This window comes from Streptomyces sp. CA-251387 (assembly GCF_050936625.1).
In the GTDB taxonomy this organism is placed as follows: Bacteria; Actinomycetota; Actinomycetes; order Streptomycetales; family Streptomycetaceae; genus Streptomyces.
On the sequence record NZ_JBNJMJ010000002.1, the window covers coordinates 164,941 to 179,340 of the forward strand.

A 14,400-nucleotide genomic window follows, 5' to 3' on the forward strand; every position below is an offset into this window, starting at 1 on the left:
AGCAGATGACCCGCGTTGCCGTACTCTCGGCAGGATCATGGGGCACCACCATGGCCGCAGTGTTCGCCGACGCAGGCAGCACCGTCACCCTCCATGCCCGCCGCCCCGGGATCGCTGAGGCGATCAACGCGCGCCACGAGAACCCCGCCTACCTGCCGGGCATCGAGCTCCCACCCTCCCTTCGCGCGACCACCGACGCCGGGCAGGCCCTCCACGGCGCCGAGCACGTCCTCCTGTCGGTCCCGGCCCAGACTCTGCGCGACAACCTCGCCGCCTGGGCGCCCCTCATCCCCTCGAACGCCGTGGTGGTCAGCCTCATGAAAGGCATCGAGATCCACAGCGGCAAACGCATGAGCGAAGTCATCACAGAGGTCACCGGCATCCCCGCAGAACGCGTCGCGGTCATCTCCGGCCCCAACCTCGCCCGCGAAATCGCCACCCGGCACCCAGCCGCATCCGTCATCGCCTGCCCCGACGAGACCGCCGCCAAAGCCCTGCAGAACGCCTGCCACACCAACTACTTCCGGCCCTACACCGGCACCGACGTCGTGGGCTGCGAACTCGGCGGTGCCGTGAAGAACGTCATCGCGCTCGCCGTCGGCCTAGGCACGGGCATGGGGCTCGGCGACAACGCCAAGGCCATGCTCATCACCCGCGGCCTCGCCGAGACCGCCCGCCTCGGCGTGTGCCTGGGCGCCGATCCGCTCACGTTCTCCGGGCTCTCCGGCGTCGGTGACCTGCACGCAACCTGCGTCTCTCCGCTGTCCCGCAACCGCACCTTCGGCGAACACCTCGGGCAAGGGATGACCGTCGAGGAGGCCGCGGCCGCCACCCGGCAGACCGCTGAGGGCGTCAAGTCCTGCCAGGCCATCCTCGATCTGGCCCGCCGCACCGGCGTCGAGATGCCCATCACCGAAGTTGTCGCCGCGGTCATCGACGGCCAGCTCACCGTCCAGGACGCGGCGGGCCAGCTCATGGCTCGCACGCCCAAACCTGAGCGCTGAGGTGCGACGACGCGTTCAACGAATGCGCCGTGCTGATCGAGCAGGCACCGCGCTGCACATCGGCCGCCTCCCGTAACCACACACTGGTCAGCCGGACGCGACGGAAAGGATCACGTCCGTGAGCCTGTCGGCCGCATCCGGCCTCCCATGAGCGGCCCGCTGCGCCATCTTTTTCCCGCCGTGCGGATCGGCAAGGAGCGGTCCCACCGCGTCTCGGAGCTGGCCTGCGGTGACGTCACCGAGCAGGGCGACGGCTGCCCCGGCCTCCTCCAAGTGGGGGGCGTTGTGCGCCTGCTCGTTCCTCGCCGACGAGGCAAGCGGGACGAACACGGCCGACTTGCCGAGCGCGGTGAGCTCGGCTAGGATCCCGGCCTCACTTCTCGACACAACGACATCCGCGAGCGCAAAGACGTCGGGCAGCTCCGGGCCCACGAACTCCCGTGAGGTAGTACCGGCCAGCCGACGCGGCCCGCAGGGCCGCTGCGTACTGCTGCGGTCCCTCGACGTTGTCCGGACCGCACTGGTGGATCACATTCGCCCTCTTAAACAACCAGGCCAGGGCATCCTGTACGACACCGTTGATCTGCTGGGAGCCCTGCGCGCCGACGGTGACGTACACCGTCGGCAGCCGCCAGTCGAAGTCGTGAAGCCCCAGAGCCTGCACTGCCTTGTCCGGGTGCCCGGCCAGCGCCTCCCGCCGGATCGGGTTGCCGGTGACGACCGCAGCCCGCGTACCGCCTGCGGCAGAAGAGGCAACGTCAACTCGGAGGACACCGCGGTCCGCGTCGCCGAACCAGCCAGCCCCGGTTGGCCAGGCACCGTCTGCTCGTGCAGCACCAGCGGAAGCTGGCACACTCGGCCAGCCCCGCGGGGACCGCGACGTAGCCGCCGGTGGCGAGTACACCAAATCCTCCAGGCCGAGCAGGTGAACGACGTCGCCACCCATCCGCTGTCCGGGCATCGTCCGAAGGTCGCGACTGTATCCGCCGCACGGGGGAGGCGGCCGCCTCGGGGCGCCCCCGCTCGCGAACATCGATCCTTGGCAGATCGGACCGCCTCCCAATGAAGCCCGAGGCCAACCAGGGCGCCATCGTCCATGCCTCGCTGCAAGCCCTGTAGCCAGGCGGGCGGCCGAGCAGAGCAGCGTCGGCGTACGGGCATGATCGGCTAGACATGGCAGCCCAGTAGCACGCTGATGAAGGCCCCGACGAGCAGGGACGGACCGAAGGGGATCCTGGCCTTGCGACCAGCCCGGCCCGCGTGGATCAGGGCGATGCCGTACAGCGCGCCGACCAGGTACCCCGCGAAGGTCCCTACCAGGACGGTGCCCCAGCCATACCAGCCCAGGACAGCGCCCAGGGAGAGGGCGAGTTTCACATCCCCGAATCCGAAGCTCTGGGGGGTGAGCAAGAATAGCACGAAGTAGCTGGCCCCGAGGGCCAGGGAGCCCAACAGTGCGGTCGTCCAGCTCCCGTCGGCTCCCGGCAGCTGCGTGGCCGCGCCGAGCAGGACGAGCGTGATTGCCGCGAACGGCAGGGTGACGACGTCGGGCAACCGGTGTACCGCGAAGTCGACGACAGCGAGCAGCACCCCGATCGGGACGAGCAGCAGCCAGACCGCGAGCTCGGGGCGGGCGCCCATGGCGGCTGCCAAAACGGCGCAGGCCGCGGCTGAGACGGCGGCGAGGACGGGCGTGCTGGGCCCGTACGAGTCGCCGTCGGCGCAGAGGGCCCGCCCCAGCCATCCGTTCCCGGCACCGGCGAGGGGGTGTCCGGCAGGACATGCTGCCCGCCACGGCTCATCGGGCGGCACGGAAAGCCGGTACGCGGCGCGCGGTATGAGCAGGCCCGCGCCGACGCCCCACAGTACGGCCACCGTGATGATCCAGAACGCCTCCACGGAGCGGAGCCTAATCCGTGATTAAGACCGTGTCCTACGTGGTAAGGCGGCCTTCGGTTCGATCATGGGGCGGGGTATGTGGAGTTGGATTGTTCCGGACGGGCTGTGGGAGATCGCGAAGCCGTTGATCCCGCCGTCAAAGGTGCGGCCTCAGGGCGGCGGGACGCAGGACACGCCTGATGAGACGCTGTTCGCGGCCATCGTCTACGTGCTGGTCAGCGGCTGCGCCTGGCGGTCCTTGCCACCCTGCTTCAGGAGGTCGAAGTCCACTGCCCATCGCCGGTTCCTGATCTGGTCCTGAGCCGACGTCTGGGCCGTCTTGCACCGGCTCGACGACGCCGGCCTCATCGACGTCACCCGCGTCGTCCTTGACACCGCCCACGTGCGGACTGAAAAGGGGCGAACACACAGGTCTGTGCCCCATGGACCGCGGCAAGCCGGGTTCCAAGATGCACATACGCCAACGGACTGCCCCTGGTCGTCGGTTTCTGCGCCGCGGACGTCCACGACAGCGGCTGAAGCCCATGGCCGAGGGGGCACCAAACGACACGACCCGCACAACGGCCGCCACCTTCAGCCCAAACGCCTGCATGCGGACAAGGCCAAGGAGAGCGTGTCTCCAGCGCATGGACCCCCGTCGTCCGCCAACCCGGTCCTAGCTACGCGTGTTCGACCTCGAGGGTGAACTGGTCGGACAGTGCACGTAGCCTGTCGGGAAGCTGGTCCTCGTGCGGGATCTCAAGGTACAGGTTACCGGTGCGCGCCCCGGCCCCCAGTGGGCTGCGAACGATGTCGCCGACCTTGGCGGTGACATCTACGTGCACTACGTCGGGTAGCTCGGCGAGCGCTCCGGCACGTGATAGACGGGTGATACGCCCCGGGCGCACGGGGAGCCACACGTTGGCCAAGATGCCCTTGCCGGGGCGTTGCTCCGGCAAGGGCAGTGCCGGACGAGTGCCGAGCGCAATGTCGATATGAGAACGCCACAGGTCCACGCCGTGCCGCATCCGGATGGCTTCGGGAACACCCGCTCCGGCGGGCCGACATGCGATTTCGCCGATCACTAGCCCACTTGGTGTGACGAACAGCTCCAAGTGGGTTACCCCTTCGCGCAGGCCCAGGGCCCTTACCACCGCGGTGTTCATGCGTCGTGCGGGCTCGTTGTATGGATCGTCTTCCCGGAGCAGATACGTCCCACTATTGTCGCCGCGGCGGCCGAGCAGTGGCTCGAAGTAGCGTGAGACAGTCACGAAATCGACGTTGCCAGACCAGACGACGGCGTCACAGTGCAGCTCTGCTTCCATGGGAATGAAACGCTCCACCAGAAGGGGACCACAAGCACTGCGCAAGCCTTGCGACTTAGATGAGTCCAACAGATCGTTCAGCTCGGCGTTGGAGCCGAGGAAAAACGTGTCTCTGGATCCCTGACCCACAGCGGGCTTGACCACGATCGGCCACGTGAGTTCGGCTGCTGCCGAACTCACGTGTTCGACCGATGGTACGACGCGAAACTCGGCCAACGGCAGTCCTGCCCTGCTCAGGGCCGACTTCATCGCCGCCTTGTTGGAAAACAGATTCAACTGTTCGTAACCCATGCCGGGCAGGGCGAAAAGTGACCGTAGGTAGCCACCGGCCTGCTGGCACCGCTCATGACCGCACACCACCCGATCGATGGGTTGCCGTCGCCCCAACTCCAGCGCCGCCTCACGAACTGCGGTCAGATCGCGCACGCTCTGGACCACTTGCACCGGCAGCGCAGAGGGATATTCATCAAGAAACTGCGGCTCCGTGATAATTGACACGTCAAGAGAACTGTCAACGTCACGCAACGCTCCCAGCACTCCGCCCTCATTTCGGTTCAACAGAAGTACGTGCGATGAGTTCATGGCTGCACCTCGGGGACTACCTCTCCGGGAACGGACTTGTTGCCTGCTAAATTTCGAATCCAGCAAGGTGGTTTGCGATACTGGGCAACAGTTTTTCCTGCCTGTTCCATCATCTTGCGGAGCCGCGGAACATAAATGCCAATCAGATCGCAGGCCGATAGAAAAAGGTCTGTCGCTCAACAATCTTGCCGTCGCGGACCGAGTAGGTATCCGCAAACTCTTCATCAAGGCGACTTCCGTCCTTGCCGACGCCTATGAACCTTCCCCAGCAGGCGGCCGCTTCCAGATCGCTGACGACGTACTTGATGTGATGACGCCCAGAAGCAATCCCGCGTTCGTTTCGGTAGAAGTGCTCAAGTCGCTCCAGTCCGACAAGTTGCTCATACCCGGGGCGGCTGTACACACAGTCGTCAGCGAAGAAGTCGGAGAGCCGCTCCCAGCGGCCTCCGTCGATGATCTCGAAGAGGCCCTGGACAAGTGCGTCGGCAGAGCGGGTTGTGGGGGTCTGAAGAACAGACATGAGTTAATCCTCTCGCTGTATGTTTTATGCAAATGCGCGCTATCCAGCCGTGAACATCAGGTAGCAGCCGAATAATCACCCACTGCGCACTAGGGTCCGTCTTCAAACGGATCTTGCCCAGAGTAGGAGTGACGCGAGACTGACCGCTGCTTCGTAGGAGGTGGCGGTCTTGTCGTACCTGGTGGCGATTCCGCGGAAGCCCTTGAGCTGGTTGAAGCAGCGCTCAATGACGTTGCGCCGACGATAGATCTGCCGGTCGAATGCCGGTGGTCGGCCGCCGCGGCTACCTCGGTTCTGTCGGTGCCGCTGCTGGTCGGTCTTCTCCGGGATGGTGTGCGCGATGCCGCGTCGGCGCAGGTAGGCGCGGAAACCGCGAGAGCTGTAGGCCTTGTCCGCGATGACCTGGTCAGGTCGGCAGCGTGGTCGTCCAACGCCGGTGCGTGGGACGTGGATGCGTTGCAGCAGGGGGCGTGCGCAGATGCTGTCGTGGCGTTGGCCGGGTGTCAGCAGGATCGCGAGGGGCCGGCCGCGGCCGTCGCAAGCGAGGTGGATTTTGGTGGTCAGTCCGCCTCGGGATCGGCCGAGGGCGTGATCGTCCGGTTCGTCCGGCCTGTGGATCCCCCTTTTCGGCCGGTGGCAGCGGCGTGTTGGTGGGCACGGACGATGGTGGAGTCGATCTGCACCAGCCAGTCGATGTCGCCGGCCGCGTCTGCCTGGGCCTGGATGTGCTGGAGAGCTCGGGTGAACACGCCGTCCAGGGCGTAGCGGCGGAAGCGTGTGTAGACGGTCTGCCATGGGCCGTAGCGTTCCGGCAAGTCACGCCAGGAGATCCCGGTCCGGATCTTATAGACCATCCCGTTGATGACCTGCCGGTCCGACACACGAGGACGTCCCGTGGTGGCCCGTGGTATCAGCAGAGCGAGTAACTCCCACTCCTGGTCGGTGAGTTCATGGCGACCTATCACGCCACCATGATCCACCCTCCGATGATCTTTGAAGACGGACCCTAGTACTGCTTGCGTGTGATCGGGTTGATGGTGCCGGCGGTGGCAGCCGACCTCCTTCTAGGAGTCCGCCGCGGTTTCGTGGTGCGTTGGAGCCACAGCACGAACTCGCGCACCTCTGCGAAGTCACCTTGTTCCACTCGACGTTGATGACCCGCAGCCACCGCCACCACCGAAGCAAGTCGTAGGCGTAGCTTCGGACGCTTCCTGTACGGCGACCTTGAGCGACGAAGTCACGCAGGTACCGGCGGATCGGCTCGATGGGGCGTCTGTCGTCGTCCTGTACCTCGTACGGCACGACGCTGTCGGTCTCCACCACCCGGCCCCACCGCGGCAGCCGGATCTGTCGGCATCACGTTCCACATCGTTCGGTATCGCCACGCAGATCCCTCCCTTCGGGTTGCGTGACTTCCTACCGACGCAGCGCAAGCGACACGCCGCGACACACGTGAGTTGCCACCCGTAGTCCGGTCAACATGGCGGGAGGTTCCGGCCCAGTCACCGGCGCCAGGCATCGAGTCGTACGTCCAGGCGTACAGCACGGCCCGTCGGCGTGCCATTCCTTGACGGCGGCGGTCGGCCAGTCCTTCATGGGAAGCCACTCGTCAACGACCCGCGCCCCGTTGACCTGCACCGTACGGAAGCCGGGCGCTTCTTGCGGTCGGGACCCTCGTCGCTGCGCAGGCCCATGGCCTTCAGGATCCGCACCGGCCGGCCGAGCTCGCGCCCGAGCTGGCGGACGACGGGGTCCAGGCGCTGGAGACCACGCTCTCCTTGGCGCTCTTGCGGCAGAACGGGCTGCCCTAGCGTGGGAACCGACCGTATGCCGCGATCTCCGTCAGCAGGCTGTGCGGCATCCTCGTCCCGTCCGGGCCGGGCATCGTGCATGTGACCTCCAGGTGCCGGTCGGCGGCACCCCGAACGCGGCGCTCTGCAGGGCTGCGAGCTCGGACACCCCCGGGTATCGGATGCCGCCGAAGACGACGGACGGCCACTCCAAGATTCCCAGGCTGGAGTGGAAGATCACGCGGTCGGCCACGTCGGCGGTGCGGGCGGCCTCCATAAACACGGCCATCATGACCGCGCTGTCCTTTCCGCCGGACAGCTGAGGTGCGAGCAGATCGTATGAGGTCAGATCTGGTGTGCTGGACGGGCTGGTTGGACGCGAAGGCATGTCAACTCCAAGGGGACAGGCAGTTGGCTGGGGAACTGGGGGCGGAGGTGCCGCCGGGGGCTCAGGTGAGGGGGAGCTGGGCGGCGGAGCCGGAGACCAGGGCGTCCCACGCCTGCTCGAAGTTCTTGTCCTGCTTGTTGATCACTCGGGCGGGGCGGTGGTGAAGAGCTCCTGCGCCATCGGCCAGATCTCGCGGCGGTGGCGGACCCAGGACCGGCGCGCCCGTACACCGGGTCGTGCTCGACCGCGACGCCGTGCCGTTCGGATACGGAGATAAGCCGGCGGGCCAGCTGGCCCGCCCGGGCGAGGTCGACGCCTTCGGTGGAGCGCATCACCGGGCGCCGCTCGCCGGAGGCGGACAGCAGGAACAGCCGACGCATGTGGCAGAGCGCCCACGGCATGTCGAGCTTGCGCTCGAAGGCCTCCAGGCACGCGCGGTCCCGCGGTCGGGGAGAGATCGAAGAACTCCAGGAGGGGGCGCTTGCCGTACAGCTTCGCCTTGGGATTGAGGCTCATCGCCCTGTACTCCAGGCGCAGCACCTCACCCGCGATGTCCGGGTGGGAGCGCATGCGCTCCAGGCGGGCGGGCAGCGGACCCATGGAGAGCGGGAAGTAGCGGAAGGTTTCCCTGTCGAGTCTGTTCGTGTTGCGTGAAACCGATGAGCCGAGCCAATTACCCTCTCCCGTCGTGACGCTGTGTGATGCGAAGACGACCGCCGCAACCTCGATCGAGGGCGAGTGCCAATAAGGTTTCGGCGCCACCCGCAAACAATGCGAGCCTTTACTTTCACGGATTGAGTATTTGTTACTCAATTTTGACCCTAAGTCTTGCTGATGAAGTGTGCGGTTAGGTAATGGAAAAACGCGACGCGATTGTGCCTCGCGTTGTGTTCGCGAATGAACTGAGACTGGCCTGTTACAAAATGACTAACGGCACGTAGTACCTTCAGTCTGTCCTGTAAACGAGCTGTCAGAGGCAGCCCTACTTCCGGAAGTTAAATGTCTCTACGGAAACCCGCCTACATGGCCAGCCTTGTCCTCGCGGGGAGTCTCCTCCTCGTTGGTTGTGGCGGTGACCCGACTGTCAACGCCCAGAGCGGCGATTCGCAGTCTTCATCGCCTTCCTCAGGCGGCGCCTCTTCTACCCCCTCTGCTGGGTCTGGCCAGTCGTCCTCCACGGGAGGGAGCTCAGGGAAGGCCTCGGCCAGCGGCGGCTCCAGCGGCTCGGGCGGTAAGGGCTCTGGTGACAACAAGGGTGAGGTAGTGCCGCCCGATGGCTACAGCGACGGCGATGGTTACGGCAACTTTGCCTGCCGCACTGGCGACCTGGCTTTCGAAACCGTCAGCAGCACCGTCGGTGACCAGGAGGAAGTCTCCGTGGCCCTGACGAACAAGAGCGCTTCTACCTGCACTCTCAAGGGGTTTCCTGGTATCGATCTGCTCTCCGCGTCCGGTTCCTGGTCGCTGACTCGTAGTGCTGAGACTCCCAAGACGGTGACTCTGGCGTCCGGCAAGGTCGCCTACTTCACCATCACCTATTTGCCCTTTGAGGGTGACGGCGAGGAGTTCAAAGCGGAATCGATCGTCGTGACCCCGCCGGATGAAACCACGTCCGCAACCCTGGACTGGCCAGGGGACAGCCTGATGCGGCAGGACGCCGCCACTCACCCAGGCACCTTTGTCAGCCCTATCGGGAGCTGAAGCCTGCCTTCTGTATCTGCCGGTGACGTGCCACTGCCTGTCCAGTGAGGCAGGGTGGTCGATTTGACCGAGCCTGCACTGGCGTAGCGCCTGTCACGCCCAGATCCTGAGCCGTCGTCGTGACCTTCTGGCCCACGGGCGAGGGGGTCGAGGTGCCATGAGATCGGCGTGCCACATTTCGCTCCGGACTCATTACCGAAACCTTCCTTCCACACGCATGCCGCATGCGTGGGGCCGGTCTTCGCCATTTGCGCGACGGCAGGCCCCGCCAGCGCTGGCGAAACCGGACGACACCTATGCAGGCCTCCGATTCCAGCCAAATAAGGGGAGACCACCGTGAAGCGCACCAAGACCGTCATATCCGTCGAACCGCGCCTGGACCGCACACGACGTGCCGGCCTCATCGCTGCGGCGATGCTGGCCGTCTGCGCGGTGACGCTGACCGCTTGTGCAGGCACCGACGGCTTGGCCGGTTCCGACAACAAACCGCGGGCCTCGGCCAGCAAGAGCGGCGCTGCGGAAACTCCGGATATCAGGACCGGCCCCGCTCACAGCTTCATCGGCCACTACACGCCCGAGAACGGCCAGACCGTCGGCGTGGGCATGCCGGTGTCGATCAACTTCACCAAGCCGATCACCGATAAGGAAGCGGTGCAGTCGGCGATCACCGTCAACGCCAGCAGCGGCCAGGAGGTCGTCGGTCACTGGTTGAGTCCCACCCGTCTGGACTTCCGTCCTGAGGGCTACTGGCAGGCCGGCTCCACCGTCACCGTCAAGCTGGGCCTGAAGGGCGTTGAGGGCTCCGAGGGCGTCTACGGCGTACAGGAGAAGACTGTCAGTTTCCGCATCGGCCGGAGCCAGGTTTCCACGGTCGACGCCAGCACGAAGCAGATGGAAGTCGTCCGCGACGGCCAGGTCATCAAGACCATCCCGATCTCTGCCGGTGCACCAGAGAGCACCACCTACAACGGTCAGATGGTGATCTCCGAAAAGCTTAAGGAGACCCGGATGAACGGCGCCACGGTTGGTTTCACCGACAAGAACGGCAAGGCCGCGTACGACATCAAGGACGTGCCGCACGCCATGCGCCTGACCACTTCCGGCACCTTCCTCCACGGCAACTACTGGGGAGACGACTCAGTCTTCGGCAATGCCAACACCAGCCACGGCTGCGTGGGCCTGAACGACACCAAGGGCGCCAAGGACACCACCACCGACGCCTAGTAGTGCTTCGTTAGGTTCTGGTTCTGCTGGTTTTGAGGGGGCGACCGCAGGTGGTGCAGGTGCCGGTCCAGCACCTCAGCAGGTCTTGGAGTGCGTCGAGGGTCTGGTAGAGGCTCGCGTCGGTGTCTCGACTTTTGGGTCGAGCCTGCGGAGGGTGAGGAATGCCTGCGCGGCGGTGACGAGGGTGACGTGGTGGTGCCAGCCGCGCCAGGTTCGGCCTTCGAAGTGGTCCAGTCCCAGGCCGTGTTTGAGCTCGCGGTAGTCATGTTCGATCCGCCAGCGCATCTTCGCCCACCGCACCAGGTCAGCGACGGGTGTGGTGGCGGGCAGGTTCGATATCCAGTAGTCCGTCGGGGCGTCCTGGCCGTCCGGCCATTCGACCAGGAGGGTCTGGGTGGGCAGGACGCCGTCCCACCGGCTGCGGCCCCCGCCAGATTCCTGAGCGGCGGCCAGGGACTGTTTGCCCGCGGGCCGCACCGTCAGCACCGTGAACCGTGAGGTCATCGCGCCCTTGCTGCCCTGCCGCCAGGTCACTTCGGAGAATCGCTTGGCACCCGCCTGCGCCGCGAGGGTGGAAATGGCTCGCGGCGGGGTGCGGTAGCGGGGAAGGGTGGGCGGCCCGAGCCCGCCATAAGCGGGCTGGTGCGGCTCGACATCCTCCGGATGAGCGACTTCCTTCCCGTTGAGGGCCAGGACATAGGACAGCCCTCGCTCCTGGAGACCGAGCCGGAACGGTGTGCTGACGCCGTAGCCGGCGTCGGCGACCACGACCGGCGCCTCCAGCTGCCACTCGGCGAGTGTGTCCAGCAGGCCGAGCGCGAGCCGCCACTTCTCCCGGTGCACCACGTCCTCGGGGACGCCTGCCCTGCGGCAGCGGTCGGGCTCGTCCGTCCACTCCCGCGGCAGATACAACTGCCACTCCAACGGGCACGAGGCGGTGTCGGTGGCGGCATGGACACTGACCGCGACCTGGCAGTTCGCCCGTTTGCCGACCGCTCCGCAGTACTGGCGGGCCACCCCGACCGAGGCCTTGCCGCACTTGGGGAACGACACGTCGTCGATCACCCACACCTCGGGCCTGACGACTCTGGACAGCCGCTCGGCGATCCGCCGCCTGACCGGCAGCGGATCCCACGGCGACTGGTTCACGAACTGCTGCAGGGCCTGCATGTTCCCGTCCGGCAGACGCTCGGCCATCGGCTGGATCGACTTGCGCCGACCGTCGAGCATCAGGCCTCGCAGATAGCACTCACCCTTGGCCCGCTGATCCGTACGCGGCACCGAGGCGAAGACATCCGCCACGAACATCGCCAACGCCGCCCGTAATCGGTTCACTTCATGCGCATCCACACGACCAACATGCTCTTGATCAGCACCAACGAATAGACCTAACGAAGCACTACTAGAGGTTGTCCCGTATGGGGTGTGAGTTATCCGGTGAGGGCCAGGTTGTGGAGTCGGGCGATGCCGAGCATGGCTTGGTGAACGCCGTTGCCCTTGAGCCGGCAGTCCCGCAGGATCTTCCAGTTCTTCAACCGCGACAGGGCGTGTTCCACCCGGGCTCGCGCCCGGCGGTGGACGGCGTTCTCCGCTTCCTGCTGTGGGCTGAGGTGCGTCTGACCTCGTCGTTTGCGGTGCGGGATGAGCAGGCCAGTTCCTTGGTAGCCGCCGTCGGCGATGGTCGGTGCGCCGCGGCAGGCCCGGTCGACGCCGGACTCCGTGAAGGCCCGGCAGTCGTTGCGGCTGCCGGGCAGCGGCAGGCCGATCGCCACCACCAGGCGGCTGTTGGCGTCGATCACGACTTGCACGTTCGTCGAGTACCGGTAGTTCTTGCTGGAGGCGGCCATGCTGCGGTCACGGGTGGGCACGAGGGTGCCGTCGACGATGTAGACGGTGTCTTTGCGCGGCCGGCGGGCCGGCGAGATGGCCAGCAGGGGCGCCAGGTGATCGAGGATGCGGTCGGCCGCAGACTTCGAGACCCCGAACAACGGCGCCACCTGCCGCAACGTCAGGTTCGTGCGCCAGTACGTCGCCACCAGCAACACCCGGTTCTCCAGCGGCAGCCGCCAGGGACGGCCGCGCTGAACGTCACCACCGCGACGCCGTACCAAGGCCACCAGCCTGGTGAACTGCGACTCGGTCAGCCCGGAGAACGGCTCGATCCACTTCGGATCATCCGCTGAGATCACCCCACCCATGCCCAGCCAACGCACCAACCGTCCCACCGGTTACGGGACAACCTCTACTGGTTCTACGCCAACTCGATCATCGGCGACGTCGTCATCGTGAAGAACTCCGACGACAAGACCGTCGCCCCCGACAACGGCCTCAACGGCTGGAACCTCCCCTGGAACGACTGGAAAGCGGGCAGCGCCCTCTGACCTGCTGTCACACCGGCAAGCCACGCCGCCAGAGTGTGGCCGACCGGCACCCCGAGAAAGCATCAGCCCACTCGGCCGCGACGGCACCCAGCGCCGGCGTGGGTCGGCAGTATTCGCTTCGTGTGCCGCTCGGGCTGACCCCATCCACGAATCCGCCGTTGCTTGCCTACGCTCAAGACTAAACAGACGAAAAGAACATGTCCCATCAGAAAGACATCGAGAGAACCCTGCATTTGCGCGTGCCGGGGTCCCTCAGAAAGCCAGAGCCCACCGGCCAGCAGCCGGCATCGGCCACGTCGCCGCTGGACCTGCTCGCCGAGCTGACGAATACCAGGCCGCCGGAAACCGGGTTGCGGACCGTGCGGCGGCGGTTCAAGATCTGGACCCCGCTGGTAATGCTGCTGCTAATCGTCGTCACGGTCGTACAGATGGTGCGCCCCCTGCCGGAACCTTCCCTCACGCTGGCGCGCGAGCCGCAGTACACCTTCGAGGGCCGCACGCCGCACCTGCCGTGGCCCGGTGAAGGCCAGGCCGCGGTGGAGGTCGAGGGCGTCGGCATCATGGGGATACGCGGCGAGCAGAAACCCGCGCCTATCGCCAGCGTGGCCAAGACGATGACGGCCTACGTGATCCTGCAGGGTCACCCCCTCGGGGGGAGGGATGAGGGTCCGCTAATCGAGGTGGACCAGCAGGCCGAAGACGAGTCCCAGGCCGAGGACGAGTCGACCGCCTCGATAAGAAAGGGCCAAAAGTTCACCGAGAAGCAGATGCTGCAGCTGCTGATGATCCCGTCCGGGAACAACGCGGCGCGTCTGCTGGCCCGGTGGGACTCCCAGTCCGAGGAAGCGTTCGTGAAGAAGATGAACGACGCGGCCAGGACGCTCGGCATGGACGACACGACGTACACGGACCCCAGCGGTCTGAAGGCCACGACCGTGTCGACCGCCGCCGACCAGCTGAAGCTGGCAAAGGCCGTGCTGCGGAACGAGGTGTTCTGGGAGATCGTCGACACCGCACAGATCAAGATCCCGGGCGTCCCCGGAACGATCTACAACAATAACGGCCGCGCCCTCCTCGAGCCGGGGGTGAACGGCGTCAAGACCGGCTCGTCGACCCCCGCCGGCGGCAACCTGCTGTGGTCTGCCGACACACTCGTCGACGGCCAAAAGCGACGGATCATCGGCGCCGTGTTCGGAATCCACACGGGCACCACCATCAACGCCAAACTGCAGAAGGCGATCACGCACAGCATCACGCTGATCCACGCCGCGCAAAAATCCCTCGACTCGGCGACCGTCATCAACAAGGGCGACGTTATTGGATACGTCGACGACGGTCTCGGAGGTCATACCCCGGTCGTGGCGACCAAGAACCTGAAGGCAGTCGGCTGGCCCGGCCTGAAGAGGGAGATTCGCATCACGGGTGACGACATCCCACACTCCGCCCCGGCAGGCACAGTGGTCGGCAGGGTGAGCGTAAGGACGGGCACCGGCATGGTGTCCGTACCCGTCGCACTCCACAACGAACTCGTTGAGCCCGGCATGCGGGCGAAACTCGCCCGCATGCGCTGACTGGCGACGGCGGCTGGTACTGCGGGGCGGGTACGG

General features: G+C 65.9%; 9 protein-coding genes and 4 pseudogenes. 6 read left to right on the top strand and 7 right to left on the bottom strand.

Features of this window, described 5'->3' with window-relative positions:
- The first annotated feature begins 5 nt into the window (after window positions 1–5).
- Complete coding sequence (locus ACQEV2_RS42385) at window positions 6–1,004, top strand: NAD(P)H-dependent glycerol-3-phosphate dehydrogenase (RefSeq protein WP_433055709.1); 999 nt, start codon at window positions 6–8, stop codon at window positions 1,002–1,004.
- 87 nt (window positions 1,005–1,091) lie between these two features.
- On the opposite strand, the pseudogene ACQEV2_RS42390 reads toward ACQEV2_RS42385, so the two are convergent.
- A pseudogene (locus ACQEV2_RS42390) lies at window positions 1,092–1,906 on the bottom strand (UDP-N-acetylglucosamine--N-acetylmuramyl-(pentapeptide) pyrophosphoryl-undecaprenol N-acetylglucosamine transferase); the annotation flags it as partial.
- A 265-nt stretch (window positions 1,907–2,171) separates the two neighbouring features.
- Complete coding sequence (locus ACQEV2_RS42395) at window positions 2,172–2,903, bottom strand: prepilin peptidase (protein ID WP_433055712.1); 732 nt, start codon at window positions 2,901–2,903, stop codon at window positions 2,172–2,174.
- A gap of 64 nt (window positions 2,904–2,967) precedes the next feature.
- On the opposite strand from ACQEV2_RS42395, the pseudogene ACQEV2_RS42400 reads away from it, so the two are divergent.
- Window positions 2,968–3,507, top strand: a pseudogene (locus ACQEV2_RS42400) (transposase); the annotation flags it as partial.
- A 55-nt stretch (window positions 3,508–3,562) separates the two neighbouring features.
- Here ACQEV2_RS42400 and ACQEV2_RS42405 read toward each other — a convergent pair.
- From ACQEV2_RS42405 to ACQEV2_RS42415, 3 genes are all read right to left on the bottom strand, one after another.
- Window positions 3,563–4,789, bottom strand: coding sequence for an ATP-grasp domain-containing protein (locus tag ACQEV2_RS42405; RefSeq protein WP_433055715.1), 1,227 nt, complete (start codon window positions 4,787–4,789; stop codon window positions 3,563–3,565).
- Between the two features lie 142 nt (window positions 4,790–4,931).
- Window positions 4,932–5,309: a nuclear transport factor 2 family protein gene (locus ACQEV2_RS42410; protein WP_433055718.1), complete on the bottom strand. Its 378-nt coding sequence runs from the start codon at window positions 5,307–5,309 to the stop codon at window positions 4,932–4,934.
- 102 nt (window positions 5,310–5,411) lie between these two features.
- Window positions 5,412–6,271 (bottom strand): IS5 family transposase gene (locus tag ACQEV2_RS42415; RefSeq protein WP_433056098.1). Its coding sequence is split into 2 segments (ribosomal slippage): window positions 5,412–5,905 and window positions 5,905–6,271, totalling 861 coding nucleotides; the frame shifts between segments, so codons are not numbered across the junction.
- Between the two features lie 1,010 nt (window positions 6,272–7,281).
- On the opposite strand from ACQEV2_RS42415, the gene ACQEV2_RS42420 reads away from it, so the two are divergent.
- The 3 genes and pseudogenes from ACQEV2_RS42420 to ACQEV2_RS42430 all read left to right on the top strand — a co-directional run.
- Entirely contained in the window at window positions 7,282–7,422 is a 141-nt protein-coding gene (locus tag ACQEV2_RS42420; protein ID WP_433055721.1) for a hypothetical protein, read from the top strand.
- 1,328 nt (window positions 7,423–8,750) lie between these two features.
- Window positions 8,751–9,188, top strand: coding sequence for a DUF4232 domain-containing protein (locus ACQEV2_RS42425; RefSeq protein ID WP_433055724.1), 438 nt, complete (start codon window positions 8,751–8,753; stop codon window positions 9,186–9,188).
- Window positions 9,189–9,524: 336 nt separating this feature from the next.
- Window positions 9,525–10,409: pseudogene (locus ACQEV2_RS42430) on the top strand (Ig-like domain-containing protein); the annotation flags it as partial.
- Window positions 10,410–10,487: 78 nt separating this feature from the next.
- Here the strand turns inward: ACQEV2_RS42430 and ACQEV2_RS42435 are convergent.
- Together ACQEV2_RS42435 and ACQEV2_RS42440 are read right to left on the bottom strand one after the other, a co-directional pair.
- A complete protein-coding gene (locus ACQEV2_RS42435) occupies window positions 10,488–11,762 on the bottom strand; it encodes an IS701 family transposase (RefSeq protein WP_433034744.1) in 1,275 nt (424 codons plus the stop codon).
- Window positions 11,763–11,842: 80 nt separating this feature from the next.
- The gene (locus ACQEV2_RS42440; RefSeq protein ID WP_433055727.1) at window positions 11,843–12,610 is read right to left on the bottom strand and encodes a transposase; all 768 of its coding nucleotides are present in this window, start codon (window positions 12,608–12,610) and stop codon (window positions 11,843–11,845) included.
- A 425-nt stretch (window positions 12,611–13,035) separates the two neighbouring features.
- Between ACQEV2_RS42440 and ACQEV2_RS42445 the strand changes: the two are divergent.
- Window positions 13,036–14,364 (top strand): annotated as a pseudogene (locus ACQEV2_RS42445) (D-alanyl-D-alanine carboxypeptidase family protein); the annotation flags it as partial.
- Window positions 14,365–14,400: the final 36 nt, after the last annotated feature.

Excerpts from the sequence above, each read along its gene's own strand:
- ACQEV2_RS42385 (WP_433055709.1), top strand. The coding sequence starts at position 6 with ATGACCCGCGTTGCCGTACTCTCGGCAGGATCATGGGGCACCACCATG.
- ACQEV2_RS42405 (WP_433055715.1), bottom strand. The coding sequence starts at position 4,789 with ATGAACTCATCGCACGTACTTCTGTTGAACCGAAATGAGGGCGGAGTG.
- ACQEV2_RS42410 (WP_433055718.1), bottom strand. The coding sequence starts at position 5,309 with ATGTCTGTTCTTCAGACCCCCACAACCCGCTCTGCCGACGCACTTGTC.
- ACQEV2_RS42420 (WP_433055721.1), top strand. The coding sequence starts at position 7,282 with ATGCCGCCGAAGACGACGGACGGCCACTCCAAGATTCCCAGGCTGGAG.
- ACQEV2_RS42440 (WP_433055727.1), bottom strand. The coding sequence starts at position 12,610 with ATGGGTGGGGTGATCTCAGCGGATGATCCGAAGTGGATCGAGCCGTTC.